The organism is Streptomyces sp. NPDC101132 (assembly GCF_044759225.1).
Lineage (GTDB): Bacteria > Actinomycetota > Actinomycetes > Streptomycetales > Streptomycetaceae > Streptomyces.
Genome location: NZ_JBIVYX010000007.1, coordinates 93,782 through 112,863, shown reverse-complemented (window position 1 = coordinate 112,863; position 19,082 = coordinate 93,782). Strand labels below are relative to the sequence as shown.

At 74.5% G+C, this 19,082-nt stretch carries 20 protein-coding genes; 14 read left to right on the top strand and 6 right to left on the bottom strand.

The features are described 5' to 3' along the window. Positions 1–37: 37 nt before the first annotated feature. Positions 38–466 carry an OsmC family peroxiredoxin gene (locus ACIQUR_RS17915; protein WP_403665057.1) on the bottom strand — a complete coding sequence of 143 codons (429 nt, stop codon included), beginning with the start codon at positions 464–466 and terminating at the stop codon, positions 38–40. Between the two features lie 88 nt (positions 467–554). Continuing rightward, positions 555–1,610, bottom strand: a complete 1,056-nt coding sequence (gene zapE / locus ACIQUR_RS17910) for a cell division protein ZapE (protein ID WP_403665550.1) — start codon at positions 1,608–1,610, stop codon at positions 555–557. A 73-nt stretch (positions 1,611–1,683) separates the two neighbouring features. On the opposite strand from zapE, the gene ACIQUR_RS17905 reads away from it, so the two are divergent. The 4 genes from ACIQUR_RS17905 (at position 1,684) to msrB (ending at position 5,008) form a co-directional block, all read left to right on the top strand. Next, on the top strand, positions 1,684–2,511 hold the full coding sequence (locus tag ACIQUR_RS17905) for a pyrimidine reductase family protein (RefSeq protein ID WP_403665055.1): 828 nt from the start codon (positions 1,684–1,686) through the stop codon (positions 2,509–2,511). 125 nt (positions 2,512–2,636) lie between these two features. Further along, positions 2,637–3,104: an indole-3-glycerol phosphate synthase gene (locus ACIQUR_RS17900; protein ID WP_399952436.1), complete on the top strand. Its 468-nt coding sequence runs from the start codon at positions 2,637–2,639 to the stop codon at positions 3,102–3,104. 70 nt (positions 3,105–3,174) lie between these two features. Continuing rightward, positions 3,175–4,581, top strand: a complete 1,407-nt coding sequence (murC, locus tag ACIQUR_RS17895) for a UDP-N-acetylmuramate--L-alanine ligase (RefSeq protein WP_403665053.1) — start codon at positions 3,175–3,177, stop codon at positions 4,579–4,581. Between the two features lie 13 nt (positions 4,582–4,594). Further along, the gene (msrB, locus tag ACIQUR_RS17890) at positions 4,595–5,008 is read left to right on the top strand and encodes a peptide-methionine (R)-S-oxide reductase MsrB (protein WP_403665051.1); all 414 of its coding nucleotides are present in this window, start codon (positions 4,595–4,597) and stop codon (positions 5,006–5,008) included. A gap of 87 nt (positions 5,009–5,095) precedes the next feature. Here the strand turns inward: msrB and ACIQUR_RS17885 are convergent, their stop codons facing one another. Then, the gene (locus ACIQUR_RS17885) at positions 5,096–5,902 is read right to left on the bottom strand and encodes a hypothetical protein (protein WP_403665050.1); all 807 of its coding nucleotides are present in this window, start codon (positions 5,900–5,902) and stop codon (positions 5,096–5,098) included. Further along, the gene (locus ACIQUR_RS17880) at positions 5,902–7,185 is read right to left on the bottom strand and encodes a VWA domain-containing protein (protein WP_403665048.1); all 1,284 of its coding nucleotides are present in this window, start codon (positions 7,183–7,185) and stop codon (positions 5,902–5,904) included. Before ACIQUR_RS17880 ends, ACIQUR_RS17885 begins: the two co-directional genes overlap by 1 nt. A gap of 120 nt (positions 7,186–7,305) precedes the next feature. On the opposite strand from ACIQUR_RS17880, the gene ACIQUR_RS17875 reads away from it, so the two are divergent. From ACIQUR_RS17875 to ACIQUR_RS17860, 4 genes are read left to right on the top strand one after another with little or no spacing between them, the layout of a single operon-like run. Then, a complete protein-coding gene (locus tag ACIQUR_RS17875; protein WP_403665046.1) occupies positions 7,306–8,301 on the top strand; it encodes a branched-chain amino acid ABC transporter permease in 996 nt (331 codons plus the stop codon). A 15-nt stretch (positions 8,302–8,316) separates the two neighbouring features. Then, positions 8,317–9,309 (top strand): branched-chain amino acid ABC transporter permease, encoded by a 993-nt coding sequence (locus ACIQUR_RS17870; protein ID WP_403665044.1) that lies wholly within the window; start codon positions 8,317–8,319, stop codon positions 9,307–9,309. Beyond that, on the top strand, positions 9,299–10,267 hold the full coding sequence (locus ACIQUR_RS17865; protein ID WP_403665042.1) for an ABC transporter ATP-binding protein: 969 nt from the start codon (positions 9,299–9,301) through the stop codon (positions 10,265–10,267). Before ACIQUR_RS17870 ends, ACIQUR_RS17865 begins: the two co-directional genes overlap by 11 nt. Next, positions 10,264–11,004 carry an ABC transporter ATP-binding protein gene (locus ACIQUR_RS17860; RefSeq protein ID WP_403665040.1) on the top strand — a complete coding sequence of 247 codons (741 nt, stop codon included), beginning with the start codon at positions 10,264–10,266 and terminating at the stop codon, positions 11,002–11,004. The genes ACIQUR_RS17865 and ACIQUR_RS17860 overlap by 4 nt, the downstream gene beginning before the upstream one ends. Positions 11,005–11,077: 73 nt before the next feature. Here ACIQUR_RS17860 and ACIQUR_RS17855 read toward each other — a convergent pair whose 3' ends face one another. After that, positions 11,078–12,331 carry an ABC transporter substrate-binding protein gene (locus ACIQUR_RS17855; RefSeq protein WP_403665038.1) on the bottom strand — a complete coding sequence of 418 codons (1,254 nt, stop codon included), beginning with the start codon at positions 12,329–12,331 and terminating at the stop codon, positions 11,078–11,080. Between the two features lie 217 nt (positions 12,332–12,548). On the opposite strand from ACIQUR_RS17855, the gene ACIQUR_RS17850 reads away from it, so the two are divergent. Both ACIQUR_RS17850 and ACIQUR_RS17845 read left to right on the top strand, forming a co-directional pair. Further along, positions 12,549–13,118, top strand: coding sequence for a LemA family protein (locus ACIQUR_RS17850; RefSeq protein WP_403665036.1), 570 nt, complete (start codon positions 12,549–12,551; stop codon positions 13,116–13,118). Continuing rightward, positions 13,115–14,686, top strand: coding sequence for a DUF2207 family protein (locus ACIQUR_RS17845; protein ID WP_403665034.1), 1,572 nt, complete (start codon positions 13,115–13,117; stop codon positions 14,684–14,686). The genes ACIQUR_RS17850 and ACIQUR_RS17845 overlap by 4 nt, the downstream gene beginning before the upstream one ends. 256 nt (positions 14,687–14,942) lie before the next feature. Here ACIQUR_RS17845 and ACIQUR_RS17840 read toward each other — a convergent pair whose 3' ends face one another. Beyond that, on the bottom strand, positions 14,943–15,926 hold the full coding sequence (locus ACIQUR_RS17840; protein WP_403665032.1) for a LuxR C-terminal-related transcriptional regulator: 984 nt from the start codon (positions 15,924–15,926) through the stop codon (positions 14,943–14,945). Between the two features lie 341 nt (positions 15,927–16,267). On the opposite strand from ACIQUR_RS17840, the gene ACIQUR_RS17835 reads away from it, so the two are divergent. The 4 genes from ACIQUR_RS17835 (at position 16,268) to ACIQUR_RS17820 (ending at position 19,057) form a co-directional block, all read left to right on the top strand. Beyond that, a complete protein-coding gene (locus tag ACIQUR_RS17835) occupies positions 16,268–16,504 on the top strand; it encodes a hypothetical protein (protein WP_403665030.1) in 237 nt (78 codons plus the stop codon). Beyond that, on the top strand, positions 16,497–17,324 hold the full coding sequence (locus ACIQUR_RS17830; protein WP_403665028.1) for an SDR family NAD(P)-dependent oxidoreductase: 828 nt from the start codon (positions 16,497–16,499) through the stop codon (positions 17,322–17,324). Before ACIQUR_RS17835 ends, ACIQUR_RS17830 begins: the two co-directional genes overlap by 8 nt. 591 nt (positions 17,325–17,915) lie before the next feature. After that, positions 17,916–18,812: a helix-turn-helix domain-containing protein gene (locus tag ACIQUR_RS17825; RefSeq protein ID WP_403665026.1), complete on the top strand. Its 897-nt coding sequence runs from the start codon at positions 17,916–17,918 to the stop codon at positions 18,810–18,812. Positions 18,813–18,895: 83 nt separating this feature from the next. Then, positions 18,896–19,057 (top strand): hypothetical protein, encoded by a 162-nt coding sequence (locus ACIQUR_RS17820; RefSeq protein ID WP_403665024.1) that lies wholly within the window; start codon positions 18,896–18,898, stop codon positions 19,055–19,057. Positions 19,058–19,082 lie beyond the last annotated feature (25 nt).

The window sequence follows — 19,082 nt, the reverse complement described above, 5'->3', positions numbered from 1 at the left end:
CCGACTGCCGGACGCCGGCCGCCCCCGGGTCCGCCGGTCAGACCAGCTTGGCGTCGAGCGTGATGGTCGTACCCGCCAGCGCCTGGCTGACCGGGCAGTTCTTCTTGGCGTCCTCGGCCGCGGCGGCGAAGGCGTCCGCGTCGATGCCGGGCACCTCGCCCTCGACGGTCAGGTGGATGCCGGTGATGCCCTGGCCGGGCACGAAGGTGGCGGCCGCCTTCGTCGTCAGCTTCGTGGGCGGCGTACCGCCCTTGGCCAGGATGTTGGAGAAGGCCATGTTGTAGCAGGCGGAGTGCGCGGCGCTGAGGAGCTCCTCCGGGCTGGTCCGGCCGTTCGCCTCCTCGTCGGTGCGGGCGGGCCAGGAGACCGGGTAGGTGCCGAGGCCCGAGGAGTCGAGCGAGACTTCGCCCTTGCCCTTGAGCAGATCGCCTTCCCAGACGGCGTGTGCGTGACGCGTGGCGGCCATGGTGCTTGCATCCCTTCAGGCAGACAAGGCTGTACGGCCGGGGCCATTCGGTCCCGACCGGGCCAAACCTACTGGGATCGCGGCCGCTTTACGGGGAGACGAGCCCCTTCGCGTCGCGCGCCAGCGCGGTGAGCCGGGATATGGCCCGGAAGTACTTCTTGCGGTACCCGCCGGCCAGCATCTCCTCGCTGAACAGGCGGTCGAACGGCACGCCCGAGGCCAGGACCGGTATCTCGCGGTCGTAGAGCCGGTCCGCCAGCACCACCAGGCGCAGCGCCGTCGACTGGTCGGGCACCGGCTGCACGTCCGTGAGGCAGACTGCGGCTATGTCCTCGGTGAGCGCGCCGTACCGGCTGGGGTGCACCCGCGCCAGGTGCTCCAGCAGGTGCGGGAAGTCGTCCAGGCTCGCGCCCTCGGTCGCGTACGCCGCCTTGGCGACCTGCTCGTCGGAGTACGGGGCCGGCGCCTCCGGGAGGCCGCGGTGGCGGTAGTCCTCGCCGTCGATGCGCAGCGGCCGGAAGTGCGCCGACAGCCCCTGGATCTCGCGCAGGAAGTCGGCCGCGGCGAACCGGCCCTCGCCCAGCTTGCCCGGCAGCGTGTTCGAGGTCGCGGCGAGCGCCACGCCCGCCTCGACCAGCTTGCCGAGGAGGGTGGAGACCAGCACCGTGTCGCCCGGGTCGTCGAGCTCGAACTCGTCGATGCACAGGAGCCGGTGCCCGCTGAGCGTGCGCACGGTCTGCTGGAAGCCCAGCGCGCCGACCAGGTTCGTCAGCTCCACGAAGGTGCCGAAGGCCTTGTACTCCGGTGCGGCCGGGGTGGCGTGCCACAGGGAGGCCAGCAGGTGCGTCTTGCCGACGCCGTAGCCGCCGTCGAGGTAGACGCCGCGGGGGCCGGCGGGGGCGGCGGGCTTGCGGGCGAACCAGCGCCGCTTGCCGCCGCCGGAGGCGTGCGCCCCGCCCAGACCGGCGGCGAAGGCGTCGAGCACGGTGACGGCCTGCGCCTGGCTGGGCTGGTTCGGGTCCGGGTTGTACGTCGAGAAGCGCACGGAGTCGAAGCGCGGCGGCGGCACCATTTCGGCGACCAGCCGCTCGGCGGGCACGTGCGGCTCGCGGGCGCAGAGGGACTGCGGGCCCGCCTCGGCTATCTGACTCCGCCCGGTCGCGGAGAGGGAGGTCGACACAGCACTCAACTCTACGGGGCGTGACACACTGCACCGCATGCGACGCCTGTTCCCTGTGACCGATCAGACAGCCGAGACCAGCGACCGGGAGTGGGGGCTCGACGAGCTGGCGGACGCCTACGCGTACCCCGTCCTGGCGGGCGAGGCCGCTGCGGGAGCCCCGGGCGCGGCATCGGCGGCGGGGGGCCTGTCCGGGGCGCCCGCGCACTGGCTGCGGGCCAACATGGTCTCCAGCCTGGACGGCGCCGCCCAGCACGAGGGCCGCTCCCAGCCCATCTCCAGCGACACCGACATGCGGGTCTTCGGCATGCTGCGGGCCCTCGCGGACGTGGTGGTGGTCGGGGCGGAAACGGTTCGGCTGGAGGGGTACCGGCCCGCCCGCGCCCGGGAGGCCTTCGCCGGCCGCCGGGCCGCCGCCGGCCAGGGCCCGGCCCCGGCCATCGCGGTGATCAGCGCGAGCCTGGAGCTGGACTTCTCGCTGCCCCTGTTCAGCTCGCCGCTGGTGCCCACCCTGGTGCTGACCGGCGCGGGGGCACCGGCCGACCGGGTGGCGGAGGCCCGCGGGGCGGGGGCCGAGGTGCTGTTCGCCGGGGAGGGGGCGGGCGTGGACCCGGCCCGGGCGGTGGCCGTGCTGGCGGAGCGCGGGCTGCGGCGCCAGCTGACCGAGGGCGGGCCCCGGCTGCTGGGCCAGTTCGTGGCGGCCGGGGTGCTGGACGAGCTGTGCCTGACCGTGTCCCCGACGCTCACGGCGGGTGACGCCCAGCGCATCTCCTCGGGACCGTCCGTCGCCGTGCCGCACCGGCTCGAACTCGCCGCGCTGCTGGAGGAGGCCGGGTTCCTTTTCACCCGCTACCGTCGGATCTGAGTGAGATCGGAATTTGTCGTTCCGCTTAGCTTCGGCTGGGCACACTTACCTGCGCAGCCCCGTGCCACAGCGGGGCAGGATGGTTTCCGCAGGGGCCGCCACGGCCCATGAAGGAGAGGGCGTCCGTGTTCACGAGCGTTTTGATGATCGAGAAGCCTCTGACACCCGTAGACGTGGACTTCGTCACCACCCTGCACGGAGACGACCCGGTCTCGTTCGTCGTGCTCATGCAGCCCCGGGGCGACCAGGACCGGCTGCTGCGCGCCATCGACGACGTCGCCCTCGGCGAGCTGCCCGAGGCCATCAAGGAGGGCGACGAGCCCGAGGGCGACCAGGCCAGGGGCCCGGCCGAGAAGGCCCTCGCGCACTCGCTCCAGGCCCTGCGGGACAAGGGCAGCGAGGCCGTCGGGCAGATCGTCGAGGACCATCCGCTGGACAAGCTGCAGTCCGTGGTCGAGGAGACCGGCGCCGACGAGGTGATCGTCCTGACCGCGCCGCACTTCGTGGAGGAGTTCTTCCACCGCGACTGGGCCTCCCGGGCACGCCACAAGGTCGGCGTTCCGGTGCTCAAGCTCTTCGCCCACAACGAATAAGCTGGCGGGCGGCGCCCCGCGCCGACCCGTACGTACCGCACCGCACGCACCGCACCTGGGGAGATCCCGTATGACGCCGCCCGGCCTGCCGACCGCCATGGAACGGCCCCACTTCATCGGCATCGGCGGCGCCGGCATGTCCGGCATCGCGAAGATCCTCGCCCAGCGCGGCGCCACGGTGGCCGGCAGCGACGCCAAGGAGTCCGCCACCGCCGAGGCGCTGCGCGCCCTGGGCGCCACGGTCCACATCGGGCACGCGGCCGGCCACCTCGCCCCCGACGCCACCTGCGTCGTCGTCTCCAGCGCCATCCGCGCCGACAACCCCGAGCTGGCCCGCGCCGCCGAGCTGGGCATCCCCGTGGTGCACCGCTCCGACGCGCTGGCCTCCCTGATGGACGGGCTGCGCGCGATCGCCGTCGCGGGAACGCACGGCAAGACCACCACCACCTCCATGCTGGCCGTCTCCCTCGGCGCGCTGGGCCTGGACCCCTCGTACGCCATCGGCGGCGACCTCGACGCGCCCGGCTCCAACGCCCAGCACGGCGAGGGCGACATCTTCGTGGCCGAGGCGGACGAGAGCGACCGCAGCTTCCACAAGTACGACCCGCACGTGGCGATCATCCTCAACGCCGAGCTGGACCACCACGCGAACTACGCCTCGATGGAGGAGATCTACGCCTCCTTCGAGACCTTCGTCGGCAAGGTCGTCCCCGGCGGCACCCTGGTCGTCTCCGCCGACCAGGCGGGCGCCGTCGAGATCGCCGGCCGGGTCTCCGGCACCAAGGGCCTCACCGTGGTCACCTACGGCGAGTCCGAGACGGCCGACGTGCGGATCACCGCTATCACCCCCCGCGGCCTGTCCAGCGAGGTCACCGTGGTCCTGGACGGCCGTCCGCTGACCTTCACGGTCTCCGTCCCCGGCCGGCACTACGCGCACAACGCCGTCGCCGCCCTCGCCGCGGGCATCGCCCTCGGCATCCCGGCCGACGACCTGGCCTCCGCGCTCGGCAAGTACACCGGCGTCAAGCGCCGCCTCCAGCTCAAGGGCGAGGCCGCGGGCGTCCAGGTCATCGACTCGTACGCGCACCACCCCACCGAGATGACCGCCGACCTGGAGGCCATCCGCGGCGCCGCCGGCGACTCCCGCATCCTGGTGGTCTTCCAGCCGCACCTCTTCTCGCGCACCCAGGAGCTGGGCAAGGAGATGGGACAGGCCCTCGCCCTCGCCGACTCCTCCGTGGTCCTGGACATCTACCCGGCCCGCGAGGACCCCGTCCCGGGCGTCACCAGCGACCTGATCATCGACGCGGCCCGCGCGGCGGGCGCCGACGTGACCGCCCAGCACGACAAGAACGCCGTGCCCGAGGTCATCGCGGGAATGGCGAAGCCGGGCGACCTCGTTCTCACCATGGGTGCGGGCGATGTGACCGACCTGGGGCCGGCCATCCTGGACGGCCTGGCCCGCCTGGCGAACTGAGGGAGCGCACGTCATGCCGTACGAGGTGGAGAAGCCGGACGAGCAGTGGCAGGCCGAGCTCACCCCGTCCGAATACCAGGTGCTGCGGCTGGGCGGCACCGAGCCGGCCTTCCGCGGTGAGTACACCGACACCAAGACGCCCGGCGTCTACGCCTGCCGGGCCTGCGGGGCGGAGCTCTTCCGCTCCACGGAGAAGTTCGAGTCCCACTGCGGCTGGCCGTCCTTCTTCGACCCGAAGGACTCCGACGCGGTCGAACTGCTGGCCGACACCTCGCACGGCATGATCCGCACGGAGGTCCGCTGCGCCCGCTGCGGCTCCCACCTGGGCCACGTCTTCGAGGGAGAGGGCTACCCCACCCCCACCGACCAGCGCTACTGCATCAACTCGATCTCCCTCCGCCTCAACCCGGACTCCGACGCCGGCTGAGGCGCGGAGGGCCCGCCACGGAACACCGGACGCCCCCGGCCCGCCGCGAACGCGGCGGGCCGGGGGCGTCGTCGTGCCGGGCGCGCGTCAGGCGGCCGGCGGGAGGTGGGACGGGCGGCCCGAGCCCCTGGTGAGGCGGTAGCCGAAGACGCCGGCCACCGCGGCCAGGACACCGCCGGCCGCGGTCCACAGCCAGCGGTCCGTCCACCAGCCCGAGGCCCAGCCGTCGGCCGGCTCGCCCGAGAACAGCTTCGCCACCCGGTACTCGGCCGTGGTGCCCGCCGGCGGCTCGTTCGCGACCCCCGGCACCAGCGGCACCGCCAGCGTGCCGTCCACCGCCGCCGCGCCGCCCGCCTCGGCGGCCGTCACCAGCACCTCGGTCTGCACCGGCACGCCGAGGTCCGCCTTGGTCGGGGCCACCGCGGTCAGCCGGACGTAGTACGTGCCCGGCAGCGGGTCGTTCGCCCACGGCTCCGCCCACGCCCGCACCGTGCGCAGCGTGCAGGCCAGCTCCGTGTCGCCGGACCCGGACTCCGTGGTGCGGGCGGCCGCCCCGTACACGCAGGACTGCCGGCGGCGCAGGCCGTCGTACACGTCCAGCTGCCAGCGCGAACCCGAGCCGCCCGAGACCCGGGCCGTGACCGTGGGCCGCTGCCCGGCGTCCGCCGCGAACGACCAGTACAGGTAGTCGCCCGCCGAGGCCTGGGCCGTGCCCCGCCGCCCCGGCTCCACCTCCACGGCGGTACGGAACGACGTGCCCGCCTCCGTCGGGCCGGACGTCGCCCCCTCACTCGCGGAAGGGGACGGCGAACCGTCCGCCGCGGCCGCCGTCACCGGGCCGAGCACCAGCGCGGCCACCGTCGCCCCGGACGCCACCAGGCGTGTGATCCCCATCAGTTGGTCCTCCAGACCGTCACGCGCCAGCGGGTGATCCAGCCCCAAACGAGGCCGCCGAGGAACCCGAAGAGCACCAGCGTCACCAGCAGCCACCAGCCGCGGCCCAGCCCGAAGGCGGCCACGTCCGAGGCCTCGTCAGGACCGTCCACCAGGTCCACCGTCAGCTCCACGGGCAGCCCGGGCGTGGTCTTCACACCGGGGGCCGCCGCGAAGGAGTTGCTCAGGCGCAGGCACACCGTCTCCTCGGCCACGGCCTCCGGGCCCTCGTCGGAGCCGTCCGCCTCGGGGCGCGGGTAGCGCAGCCCGGTCGACAGCACGTCCGTCCGGCCGTCACCCGTCTCCTGGCCGCGGACGATCTCCCGGCCGTGCACGGTCAGGGCCTTCAGCAGCACCCCGTAGTCCCGGGCCACGTCGCGGTCCGCGCCCACGCTCACCGAGGCGCGCAGCTCCTGCCCGGGCCGCACCTGCACCCGGTACCAGCGGTGGGTGCCGAACTCCTCGCGGTCGGTGTAGATCCCCGAGGTCAGCACCGGCGCCTTCGCGCACTCCGCCGCGCCCTCCACGGCCACCGGCGTCACCTGCGGCTTCGCCGCCCGTTCCACCAACTGACCCACCCGGTCCGACAGTTCCTTCTTGTGCCGGACCGACGTGTAGGTACCGCCGGTCGCCTCCGCGATGCAGCTCAGCTGCGCCTGCGTCTTCGCGTCCGGCACCAGGCCCAGGGTGTCGATGGTGATGTGGATGCCGCGCGCCGAGATGTCCCGGGCCACCTCGCACGGGTCCAGCGGCGCGCAGGTGTCCTCCCCGTCGCTGATCAGCACGATCCGGCGGGAGCCCTCGCCGCCCTTCAGGTCCTCGGCCGCCTTCAGCAGCGCCGGGCCGATCGGGGTCCAGCCGGTGGGCGCCAGCGTCGCCACCGCCGTCTTGGCCTCCGTACGGTCCAACGGGCCGACCGCGTACAGCTGCTGGGTGTCCTTGCAGCCCTCCTGCCGGTCGTTGCCGCGGTACGTCGCGCCCAGCGTCCTGATGCCCAGCTCGACCTCCTGCGGGGTCGCGTCGAGCACCTCGTTGAACGCCTGCTTCGCCGCGGCCATGCGCGAACCGCCGTCGATGTCCCGGGCGCGCATCGAGCCGCTCACGTCGAGCACCAGCTCCACCTTCGGAGCCGGGCCGCCCACGGGCCCGTCCGCGCGTGCCGTACCCGGCTGAAGTCCCATGGTGAGGAAGGCGGCGAGCAGGGTGCCGAGCAGAGCCGCCGCCGACCGTTGCATTGTGATCACCGGCGGATCCTATTGATCACCCCGCGCTGCTCCAAACGGGCCACCTCAGGCCCCCTGCGCCTAAACTGAAGGACACAGGGCCGTCCGCGCCCGGGCCGGCCCGAGACCCCCGGAAGCACCGTGCGCCACCAGCGGCTGTTCCCCCCGGCACTCGCCCTGACGCTCCTCGTTCCGGCCGCCGGGTCCGCGGCCGCGCAGGGCGAGGAGGTGCCGCACGGGCCCGGCTTCGCCGCGCGCGCCCTGCAAGCGCTGCTCGACGGCATCCAGTTCGGCGTGATCATCGCCATCTGCGCCGTCGGCCTGTCCCTGATCTTCGGCACCATCCACCTGATCAACTTCGCGCACGGCGAGTTCGTGACCATCGGCGCCACCGCGGCCTTCTTCCTGAACGCCTCCGCGGCCGGTCCCCACTGGCACCTGGTCCCCGCCACCCTCGCCGCCGTGGCCGTCGGCGTCCTCCTCGGCGCCGCCGTCGACCGGACGGTCTGGCGCCCCCTGCGCGCCCGCGGCACCGGGCTGATCAACCTGTTCATCGTCACCATCGGGCTGTCCCTGTTCCTGCGCCACCTGGTGCTGCTCTTCTACGGCACCCGCCCCGGCTCCTACGCCCAGTACGACATCCAGGAGGCGTACGACCTGGGGCCCGTCGGCATCACCCCCCGCGACCTCACGGTCACCCTGCTCTCGGTGGCCGTGCTCCTCGGCGTCGCCGCCCTGCTCCAGAAGACCCGCGTCGGCACCGCCATCCGCGCCGTCTCCGACAACCGCGACCTCGCCGAGGCCTCCGGCATCGACGTCAAGCGCGTCGTCAGCGTGGTGTGGATGCTCGGCGGCGGGCTCGCCGCCCTCGGCGGCGTCTTCTTCGGCCTGGTCGAGATCGTCACCTGGGACATGGGCTTCAAACTGCTGCTGCTGATGTTCGCCGGCATCATCCTCGGCGGCCTCGGCTCCGCCTACGGCGCCATGGTCGGCAGCCTCGTCATCGGCGTCGTCGCCCAGGTGTCCACCCTGTGGTTCCCCGCCGACCTCCAGTACGCCTGGGCGCTGCTGACCCTGATCGTCGTCCTCCTCGTGCGGCCCCAGGGCATCCTCGGCCGCGCCGAACGCGTCGGATGAGGGGGTGGTGGCACCGTGGACTGGTCGGTCGTGATCTCCGACGCCATCCGCTCCGGCATCGGCCCCATCGCCGCCGTGTACGCGCTCGCCGCGATGGGCCTGAACCTGCACTTCGGCTACACCGGCCTGCTCAACTTCGGCCAGGTCGGCTTCATGCTCGTCGGCGGCTACGGCCTCGCCATCACCGTCGCCACCTGGGGCGGCCCGCTGTGGGCCGGCGTCTTCGTCGGCCTCGCCTCCGCCGTCGTCCTCGCCCTGCTGCTCGGCCTGCCCACCCTCCGGCTGCGCGCCGACTACCTGGCCATCACCACCATCGCCGCGGGGGAGACCCTCCGGCTGTTCTACCGGTCCAGCTGGGCCGAGCCGACCACCGGCGGCGTGTACGGGCTCCAGCGCTTCGCCGGCGACTTCTACGACCTCAGCCCCATCGACCCCGGCAGCTACGGCATCGGCAAGGTGACCTTCGGCGCCCGCGACGTGTGGGTGCTGATCGTCGGCTGGGGCCTGGTGGCCCTCACCGGCCTCCTGATGGCCCTGCTCGTCCACAGCCCCTGGGGCAGGGTGATCCGGGGCGTCCGCGAGGACGAGACGGCCCTGCGCAGCCTCGGCAAGAACGTCTACGCGTACAAGATGACCAGCCTCGTGCTCGGCGGCGTGATCGGCGCCGTCGCCGGCATGCTCCAGGCCGTCCAGGTGCAGTCGGTGAGCCCGGACAGCTACGACCCGGCCGTGACGTTCTTCCTGTACACCCTGCTCGTGCTGGGCGGCGCCGGGCGGATCCTGGGGCCGGTGGTCGGCTCGGTGCTGTTCTGGTTCGTGCTGACCTTCCTCGACAGCGCGCTCCGGCAGGCCATCGACGCGGGGTACGTGTCCCCCGACGTCATCAGCACCTCCGAGATCGGCGCCGTCCGCTTCGCCCTGGTGGGAGTGGCCCTGATGCTGCTGGTCGCGTTCCGGCCGCAGGGCATCCTCGGCAGCCGGAAGGAGATGCTGATCGGTGAACGCTGACCTCTCCGCCGTCCCCCCGGAACCCGGCGCCGCCAAGCCGGACCCGCTGCTCGTCCTGGACGGGATCACCCGCTCCTTCGGCGGGCTGACCGCCGTACGCGTCGACCACCTGGAGGTGCAGCGCGGCACCATCACCGCCCTCATCGGGCCGAACGGCGCCGGCAAGTCCACGCTGTTCAACGTGGTCAGCGGCTTCGACCGGGCCGACTCCGGCAGCTGGACCTTCGACGGCCGGCCCGTCCAGGGGCGCCGCGCCCACCAGGTGGCCCGGATGGGCATGGTCCGCACCTTCCAGCTCACCCGCACCCTGGCCCGCCTCACCGTGCTGGAGAACGTGCTGCTCGCGGCCGGCGGCCAGCGCGGCGAACGGCTGCTGCCGGCGCTGCTGCCCCCGCTCTGGCGGCCGCAGGAGCGGGCCCGTACCCGACGCGCCGACGAACTGCTGGAACGCTTCCGGCTCACCCGGCTCCGCGACGAACTCGCCGGCACCCTCTCCGGCGGCCAGCGCAAGCTCCTGGAGATGGCCCGCGCCCTGATGGCCGACCCGGTGCTGCTGCTGCTCGACGAGCCGATGGCCGGCGTCAACCCGGCGCTGACCCAGTCGCTGCTCGGGCACGTCACCCGGCTGCGGGACGAGGGGATGACCGTCTGCTTCGTCGAGCACGACATGGACGTGGTGATGGGCATCAGCGACTGGGTCGCGGTCATGGCCGACGGCCGCCTGGTGGCCGAGGGACCGCCCGCCGGCATCGGCCGCAACCCCGCCGTGGTCGACGCCTACCTCGGCCGCCGCCACGACGAACCGCCCGACCCGCGCGAAGCGCCCCCGCCCGAGCCGTCCGAAGCGGCCCCGCCCGACCGGCCCGGCCCGCCGGACCCGCCCGACCCGCGCGAAGCGCCCCCGCACGGCCCCCGGGACGACGTACCCCCCGGCCCCCCGGAAGGAGACCGGCCATGACCACCAACGGCCCCCCGCCGGTGCTGGCCGCCGACGCCGTGACGGCCGGCTACCTGCCGGGCGTCGACGTGCTGCGCGGCTGCAGCGTCGAGGTCCGCGACGGCGAGCTGGTCGGGGTGATCGGCCCCAACGGCGCCGGCAAGTCCACCCTGGCCAAGACCGTCTTCGGCCTGCTGCGCGTGCGCGCCGGGACGGTACGCCTGTACGGCGAGGACGTCACCAACCGGCCGGCCCACGAGATGGTCCGGCGCGGCGTCGGCTACGTGCCCCAGCTCCAGAACGTCTTCCCCGCCCTCACGGTCGAGGAGAACCTCCGGATGGGCGTCTACCTGCGCCCCGCCGCCTTCGCCGAGCGGGCCGAGGCCGTCGAGGAGATCTTCCCGGTGCTGGCGGCCCGCCGGAGCCAGAAGGCGGGCGCCATGTCGGGCGGCGAGCGGCAGATGCTCGCGATGGCCCGCGCCCTGATGACGGAGCCCGGCGTGCTGCTCCTCGACGAGCCGTCGGCCGGCCTCTCGCCGCTCTACCAGGACCAGGTCTTCGAGCGCGTCAAGGAGATCAACCACGCGGGCGTCGCCGTCCTGATGGTCGAGCAGAACGCCCGCCGCTGCCTGCAGATCTGCGACCGCGGCTACGTACTCGACCAGGGCCGCAACGCCTACACCGGCGGCGGCCTGGAACTGCTGCACGACGAGAAGGTCATCGAGCTGTACCTGGGCACGCTGGCCCGCGTCCGGTGACGCGCCGGGTCACCCGGCCGGTGCCGCCCGGCGCGGGCCCGTCGCCCGTCCCCCGTCTCCGCCACTCACGCCGTCACGCGCCGCCGCCGCTCTCCTCGGTGCGCAGGGTCTGGAGCGTGCCCTGCGGGGTGTACGAGTAGACCTCGATGGTGGCGATGCCCGGCTCGCCGGCGTCGGTGAAGTCCAGCGGGCCGCTGACGCCGTCGTAGTCGATGTCCTTGCCGTCCGCCAGCAGCTCCTTGCAGGCGGCGAACGAGTCGCACTTCTCGCCGTCCCGGGTGACGTTCACCATCTCCTTGGCGAAGTTCCCGGGGTCGTCCGACTTCGCCTTCTCCGCGGCCAGCGCGATGGTCGTCACGCAGTCGAAGGTCTGCGGCGCGAACTGCAGCACCTTCAGGTCCGGCGCGAACGCCTTCAGGTCCTTCACGTACTGCTCGTTGGCCGCCGACGCCGGCGCGGTGCCCTTCATGCCGGCCAGCGCGCCCGGATCGGACGGGGAGACCAGCTTGGGCAGCTCCTCGCTGCGCAGGCCGTCGGTCCCGTACAACCCCTTCTCGGACGGGCCGAGACCCGCCTCGATCAGGCCCTGGAGGATCTGGGTGCCCTCCTCGAAGGAGATCACCACGACGGCGTCCGGCGAGGAGTTCTTCACCTTCTGCACGACCTGGTCGAAGTTGGTGGCCTTGGGGTCGTACGTCTCGGCCAGCGCGATCTCCGCGCCGCCGTCCTTCAGCGCGTCCTGGGTGGACTTCAGCAGGCCGCGTCCGTAGTCGTCGGCCCGGGCGACCAGCGCCACCCGCTCGTGGCCGTCGCCCTGGATCACCTCGGCGAGCACCGGGCCCTGGAGGGCGTCGCTGGGCGCCGTACGGAAGTAGTAGCCGTCGTCGTCGTAGTCGGTGAAGGTCGGCGCGGTGTTCGAGCCCGAGCACTGGACCACGCCGGACCCGGTCACCCGGTCGATGAAGGACAGGGACATGCCCGAGGCGGCGGCGCCGATGACGGCGTCCACGCCCGCGGCCAGCACCCGGTCCGCCGACTGGGTCGCGACCGCCTCCTGGCCGGCCTCGTCGCCCGACACCACGGCCGGGATCGGCTTGCCGAGCACACCGCCCGCGTCGTTGATCGTCTTGATCGCGAAGTTCGTCGACTCGATCATCGGCGGGCCGAGGAAGGACAGCTGTCCGGTCTCGGGCAGGACGTAACCGAGCTTGAGCACTCCGTCCTCGTCCTTCGAAGGAGCCGCGGAACCGGTGCCCGCCGTCGCCGCGGTGAGCAGCAGCGCCGCCGCTCCCGTGAAGATCGCGGACCGCCGTGCAGACGCTCTCATGACCGCCTCCTCTCAGCGGAGGCAGGCCACGGGCCGCAGGCGCTGCCGACAGGTCCGGCAGACGGGTCCCGCGCGCCTGACCTCTGCCTGCCCTCTGCCCCAGCGTAGGTCGAATATGCCTTCGTCGCTCGGCCGTACGGGGGTCTACGATGCGCGGTGACCTGCGCACGAGCGGGTCGTACCGAACGGTGGTCGCAAGAGTGGGGCGGGGTGGGGGATGGGCACCATGGGTGTCGTCGGCGCGATCGGGGCGGTAGTCGTCCTGGGCGCGCTGGTCTGGCTGGTCATGACGTACAACCGGCTGGTCGCGCTGCGGAACCAGACGAGCGCCTCGTGGGCGCAGATCGACGTGCAGCTCAAGCGCCGCCACGATCTGATCCCGAACCTGGTCGCGACCGTCGCACGGTACGCCGAGCACGAGCGCGGCACCCTGGAGGCGGTGACCGCCGCCCGCGGCGCCGCCACCGCCGGCGGCCTGGACACCGCCGCCCGGGCGCAGGCCGAGAACCTGCTGACCGCGAAGCTGGGCGGACTGCTCGCCGTCGCCGAGGCCTACCCGGAGCTCGCCGCCGGCGACTCCTTCCTCAGGCTCCAGCGCGAACTCACCGGCACCGAAGACAAGATCGCGTACGCGCGGCAGTTCTACAACAGCGCCGTGCAGAGCTACAACACCGCCCAGGAGAGCTTCCCCGGCAGCCTCGTCGCCGGGCTCGGAGGGCACCGCCGCGGCGAGTTCTTCGAGGCCGAGGAGGGCGCCCGCGAGGCCGTTCAGGTGCGCTTCCGATGACCTGGACCCAGCAGCTCGTCTGGGCGGCCAGCGCCGCCCTGGCGCTCTGGCTCGTGGGCTTCGCCCTCGCGCTGGTCGCCACCCGCAACGGCGCGCCCCACACCGGGCCGGCCACCCAGGAGTTCGGCGAGGACCCCGAGCCGCCGGCCGTCGTCAGCCTGCTCGCCAACCACTGGCGCTCCGTCGACCACGCCGCCGAGGCCACCCTGCTCGACCTGGCCCACCGGGGCCTGGTCGAACTGCGGCAGAACGGCGACCGGGCCGCGCACACCACCGTGCACGTCCCCGGCCCCGGGGCCACGGGCGCGGCCGGATCGGCGGAGGAACTCCGCCCGTACGAGCGCCGGGTGCTCGCCCGCGTCGCCGAGCGGGCCGGCACCGACGGCGCACCGCTCGGCGCCGTCACCTTCCGCGGCCGCGAGCGCGCCGCCGCCTGGAACCGCGGCCTGCGCCAGGAGGTCGTCGCCGAGGCCCGGCGGCTGGGCCTGTCCCGGCCCCGGTTCGGCCCCGGCCTGAACGCCGTCCTGATGGCGGGCACCCTGGTGCCCACCGCCCTCTACGCCGTCGCCGTCCTGAGCACCGGCCGGCTGCTGCCCGCGGTCACCGTGGCCTCCCTGGTCATCGGCCCGCTGACCTGGCTGGTCGCCAAGGCCACCGGCGAGCGCGCCACCGAGGCCGGCCTCGACCGGGCCGGGCACTGGGCCGGCGTACGCGCCTGGCTGCACGCGCACGAGGAATTCGCGAAGCTGCCGCCCGCCGCCGTGGCCGTGTGGGACCGCTACCTGTCGTACGGGGCCGCCCTCGGCGTCACCACCCGGATCAACCAGCTGCTCGACTTCGGCACCGGCAGCCGCCGCCGGGTCTGGTCCGCGTACGGCGGCACCTGGCGCGAGGTCCGCATCCGCTACCCGCGGCTGCTGCCGGGCTTCGGCGCCGGCCCCGCGCGCCTGCTCCGGCTGGCCGCGGCCGCCGCGACCGTGGCCGTGGGCCTCTTGCTGTTCGCCACCCTCCGCGAGCCCGCCTGGGCCGTCACCACCGGCCCGGACGCCGAGCACTCGCTGCGCCGGCCGGGGCTGCTGCTCAGCGCCGGCTGGGTGCTGATCGCGGTCCTGGCGGTGCTGGTCGCGGGCAGGTTCCGCAAGTGGACCCCGCTGGCCGCCTTCCTCGCGCTGATGCCGGGCAACTTCGCCAGCCTGCGCGGCTGGGGCGCCGACGCCTTCGACCGGCCCGGCCTGCTGCCGGGCGAGGCCGCGGTCGTCGCGGTCTTCGGGGCGCTGACCGCCTGGTACGTCGTCCAGCTCGTCCTGGGCCGGATCGGGCCGCGCACGCTGACCGGCGAGGTGCTGCGGGTGGAGACCCGGCGCGACGGGCGGGCCCCGCTCCTCCTCGCCCTCGACGAGGGCACGGCCGACCGTACGGTGGCCTGGGCCCTGGACGGGCCGGCGCCCACCCACTACTCCACCGGCTCGGAGGTCCGCCTCACCGTGGAGCGCGGCACCCGTCGCGTCCGCACGGTGCAGGTGCTGGACGTGGGCTCGGAACACCGGCTGGAGCCCGCGGGGGCCTGAACGGGGGCGGGCGGTGACCGGCGACGGGCCTGGCCCGTCGCGGGCCACCGCCCGCGTCGTTCCGGCCCGCGTCGTCCGCCGGCGCCCCGCCTCGTTCGCCGGGCCGCGTCGTCCGCCGGCCCGAGTCGTTCGCCGGGCCGGGGCGTTCACCGGCCCCCGCCTCGTTCGCCGGGCCGAGCCCGCCGTACGGCGGGTGCCATGGCGGTGTGGCATGGCGACGTACCCGCCGGGAGACGTCCGCACCGGCGCCGGACGCTCAGACCCAGCCCAGCCGGGCCGCCTTCACCCCCAGCTCCAGCCGGCTGGACGCGTCCACCCGCGCCAGCAGGTCCGCCACCATCCGCCGCTCCGTCCGCACCGAGATCCCCAGCGCCCGGGCCACGGCCTCGTCCTTGTCGCCGTTGGCCAGCATCCGCAGCACCTCCCGCTCCTGAGGGCTGATCCCGCCGTCGCCCCCGGGCGGCGCCCCGTCCAGCGGCACCGCGTCCTTCCAGTACGCCTCGAACAGCTCGTGCAGCGCCCGCAGCACCGGCGCGCTCCGCAGCACCAGCGCCGTCGGCTCGGCCCCGGCCGGGTCGCCCGGGATCACGGCGATCCGCCGGTCCACGATCAGCAACCGCATCGGCAGGCTGGGCGCGAGCCGCACCTCGCTGCCGTACGCCTGCACCCGCCGCACGTACTCGTACGTCGCCCGGTCCTTGGTGATGCTCTGGAGGTACGCGCTGCGGAACCGCACCCCGCGCAGCATGGCCTGCTCGTTGAGCGGCTGCCCGGCCTGGATGGCGACCGTCGGCAGCGCCCCGCCGGGCAGGAACGACAGCACCTCCTCCGCGCACTGGCTCGCCAGGGCCTCCAGCCGGGTGCGGATCTGGTCCATGCCGTGGAGGAGTTCGGCGCCGTCCGGGCCGGGGCCGTCCTCGTACGAGGCGTACTCCGTGGACAGCTGGTTCAGCGCGGCCCTGGTCTGGTCGATGCGGTCCTGACGGAGCGCCAGTTCCTGCTGCTCCCGCTGGAGCAGCAGCTGCAACCCGATCTCCGGGCTGACCGCCCGGACCAGTCCCGGCCGGTCCCAGGACGGCCGCAGCATCGCGAGCGAGATCAGCTTGTCCACGGCCGCCGCGACCCGCTCTCTCGGCAACTCCAGCCGCTCCGCCAGCCGTTCGCCGTCGTGCTCCTGGTGCAGCAGGATGGCGCGGTAGACGGCGAGGTCGTCGGTGTCCAGCGTGGGCTGCTCGGCCATGACGGGCTCCCTTCCCCCGGAGCGGGCGGGTCGTGGCGCGGCCCCGCGCCGTCCCGTGGGGGCGGCCGAGCGCGGCCGGACCCGAGTGTACGTAGCACCGACCTCCCGGGGGTCCCGATCAAGCCGCCCGGTGCCGTCCGGGACACGGGGGTTCGTGTCCCGGCGGCCGGACAGGGCGTTCCCGCAGGTCGCGGGGGTCCGGGGTGGCCGCGGGTTCCCGGTTGGCATGTGGTTGCCATGCAGGGGGCTGCCGGGCGGAAGGGCTGTCGGGCGGGCGTGCGGTGGTGTTTTCCTCGGATTGCGACGGAAATTGACCACCCGTCATCAACGGAGGGAACCCCATGACCATCCGCACCCGCACCCGCGCCGCCCGCCTGCTGGCCTCCTGTACCGGGGCGGCGGTGCTCGCCGTCGGGGGCGCGGCGACAACCGCCCCGGCCACCGCCGCCGCCGTTCCCGTGCCGGCCGGCGCGGCCGTCGCGCGGACCGTTGTTGCCGCTGTGCTTCCCGATCAGGAGCCCGACGACTTCACCTGGCCCGTGCCGAAGCCCGTCGCCGGGCGGAGCACCCTTGTATGACCTTCCACCAGGCACCCCGGACCGGGTGATCCTGCTCGCGGTCGGCGACGGTGCCGACGGCGACCACGCGGGCCGGCTGCTGCGGGCGATGCTCGCCGCCGAGGGCCGCACGCTGGCCGTGGTCGCGCCCACCGCCGACCGCGCCGCCCGGTGCGCGAGGGAACTCGCGGGCCCCGGCCGGTACGTCCTGCCGTACGCGGCCGACCCGGCCGACCGGGAGGCGCTCCCGCGGGCGCTGGCCGAGGCCGCACGTGAACTCGGCCCGCCGGACGTGGTGATCGGCACCGCCGTCGCCGCGCCGGAGGCCGGCGACGAGGACCCCTGGCACCGGGTGCTGGACTCCGGCGTCACCGGCAGCCACCGTCTCGCCACCGCCGCCGCCGGCCTCATGCTGGGGTCCGCCCGCCCCGGGCGGATCGTGCTGCTGGCCGCCGCCGAGCCACCGGGGCGCCGGGGCGGTCCGCTCCACCCCGCGTCGCGGGCGGCGGCGGCCGCGCTCGCCGCGCTGGTGGCCGGCTGGGCCGCCCAGTGGCCCGCCGACCGGCTCACGGTCAACGCCGTGGTCCCCGACGGCACCGCCGGCCCGGCCAGGACCGCCGCCGCGCTCCGCTTCCTCGCCCTCGCCCAGCCGCCCGGCCTCACCGGCCAGGTGCTGACCGTACGAGGCGCGGCCGGCCGGACCGCCGGTGCCGGCGGTGGCGCAGGGACCGACGGAACGCGGGGGGCCGGCCGCCCCCGTGGCGCCGCCGGAACCCGCCGCTCCCGCGGCACCGACGGCCCGGACCTCACGGGCCTCGCGGGATCCCGGGCCGGCGGCTGAACCGTCCCACCGCGACCGCCGGGCCGCCCTGCCCGGCATGCAGGGCCCCCGCCCCCGCAGCGAGCGGTGTCCGTACGACGACCGGGACGCACCGGGCACGTACACCACGCACCGCCCGGGCCGGTCACCCGCCAAGTACCGGCGCCGGTAGGGCACATGTGCCCGCACCGCCAACCCGGGCCGGTCGCCCGTACGAGACACGCCCCGCACCGTCGCCCCCCGACCCGCCCCCCGACGACGCCGCGCGACACCGCACCCGTACCGGTCGGACATACCGCCCCGCATCCCGTGCTGTTTCCGCCACGCGCCTGCACCCGCACCCGCGCCCGTACGGACACGGTCCGTCCCGTCACCGCCCCACCCGCCCCCGACGACGCCCCCGCGCCCGACCGCGCACCCGCACCGGTAGGACGTACCGCCACGTACGCACGTGCCGTCTCCGCACCGGCGCCGCCACCCATCCGCGTCGCGCCGGTACGGCCTGCCACGCGCACGGCGTGCCGCCCCCGTACCTGCGCCCGTACGGACCGCCCCGGACCCCGCACCCACGCCCCACCACCGCCCACCCGTCACCCACGCCGAGAGGGATCCATGTCGTCGTACCCGTCGTGTGCCCAGGCCGCGCGACAGCAGTTGACGTCCGCGCGTCCGTGTACCGGGCTGCGGGAGGGGGTCTGGGGCTACGAGGGCTTCCACCGCCCCGGCTCCGCCCCGCGCGAGCGCCTCCACCTGCCCACCACCGCCGTCTCGCTGGTCCTGCCGCTGGAGGGCCGGCTCGAACCGTCCGCCCCCGCCGCCCGGATGCCGGCCGGCGCCCCGCTGCTCGCCGGGCCCCGCACCGAGAGCCTCACCCTCCGGTACGGTGCGGGCGCCCGGGGTGTGCGCGTGCTGCTCGCGCCCTGGGCCGCGCACGCCCTGACCGGCGGGCCGATGGACCGGCTGGCCGGGCGGGTCGTGCCCGCCGGGGAACTGCTCGGCCCGCTGGCCGGGCGCCTCACGGCCGTTCTCGCGGACGCCCCCCACTGGGCGGGCTCCTGTGCGCTGCTCGACGAGGCCCTGTCCCGGCTCCTGCCGGGCCGGCCGGAGCCCGCCCCGCCGGTCCTGCGGGCCTGGCGGGCCCTGGTCCGCTCGCGCGGCACGCTGCCGGTGGCCGAGCTGGCCCGCGAAGCCGGCTGGTGCCGCAGCCAGTTGGGGCGCCGCTTCCAGGCGCAGGTCGGGCTCACCCCCAAGGCGGTGGCCCGGGTGCTCCGGCTGCGGGAGGCCGTCCGGCTGCTCGGCGCGGGCGAGCCGGTGGCCACCGTGGCCGTGGCCGCCGGCTTCCACGACCAGGCCCATTTCGCCCGCGAGTTCAAGGCGATGACCGGCCACACGCCCCGCCGGTTCCTCGCCGAATGGGACGCCGACGGATTCCGCAGGGAACACGAGGAGGCGGAATTCCTACAAGAGTGGCTGCGGGTGCCGGCCGCAGACTGTTCATCAGTCCGGTGAACGCGCCGGACGGCAGAAGGAAGAAACACGGAACACGAAACACGTCACGTCACATCACGCGTCCTTCGACCAAGGAGAACCCCATGCTGAAGAAGCTCGAGGAATTCGGCGCCGGCCTGCTGGAGCGCCTCGTCCCGGCCGTCGACGCCGAGGCCTGCGGCTGGAAGTGGTGGCCGTCCTGCTGGCAGTGCGGCGGCAAGTCCTGCTCCGTCAACACCTGCACCGCGGACCTGTACTGCGGCTGACCGGCGCGGTAGCGGCCGGGTGACG

Coding starts and splice junctions, on each gene's coding strand:
- murC (WP_403665053.1), top strand. CDS start 3,175: ATGACGCCGCCCGGCCTGCCGACCGCCATGGAACGGCCCCACTTCATC.
- ACIQUR_RS17845 (WP_403665034.1), top strand. CDS start 13,115: ATGACCTGGACCCAGCAGCTCGTCTGGGCGGCCAGCGCCGCCCTGGCG.
- ACIQUR_RS17820 (WP_403665024.1), top strand. CDS start 18,896: ATGCTGAAGAAGCTCGAGGAATTCGGCGCCGGCCTGCTGGAGCGCCTC.
- ACIQUR_RS17825 (WP_403665026.1), top strand. CDS start 17,916: ATGTCGTCGTACCCGTCGTGTGCCCAGGCCGCGCGACAGCAGTTGACG.
- ACIQUR_RS17885 (WP_403665050.1), bottom strand. CDS start 5,902: ATGGGGATCACACGCCTGGTGGCGTCCGGGGCGACGGTGGCCGCGCTG.
- ACIQUR_RS17835 (WP_403665030.1), top strand. CDS start 16,268: ATGACCATCCGCACCCGCACCCGCGCCGCCCGCCTGCTGGCCTCCTGT.
- ACIQUR_RS17840 (WP_403665032.1), bottom strand. CDS start 15,926: ATGGCCGAGCAGCCCACGCTGGACACCGACGACCTCGCCGTCTACCGC.
- ACIQUR_RS17855 (WP_403665038.1), bottom strand. CDS start 12,331: ATGAGAGCGTCTGCACGGCGGTCCGCGATCTTCACGGGAGCGGCGGCG.
- msrB (WP_403665051.1), top strand. CDS start 4,595: ATGCCGTACGAGGTGGAGAAGCCGGACGAGCAGTGGCAGGCCGAGCTC.
- ACIQUR_RS17915 (WP_403665057.1), bottom strand. CDS start 466: ATGGCCGCCACGCGTCACGCACACGCCGTCTGGGAAGGCGATCTGCTC.
- ACIQUR_RS17850 (WP_403665036.1), top strand. CDS start 12,549: ATGGGCACCATGGGTGTCGTCGGCGCGATCGGGGCGGTAGTCGTCCTG.
- ACIQUR_RS17860 (WP_403665040.1), top strand. CDS start 10,264: ATGACCACCAACGGCCCCCCGCCGGTGCTGGCCGCCGACGCCGTGACG.
- ACIQUR_RS17905 (WP_403665055.1), top strand. CDS start 1,684: ATGCGACGCCTGTTCCCTGTGACCGATCAGACAGCCGAGACCAGCGAC.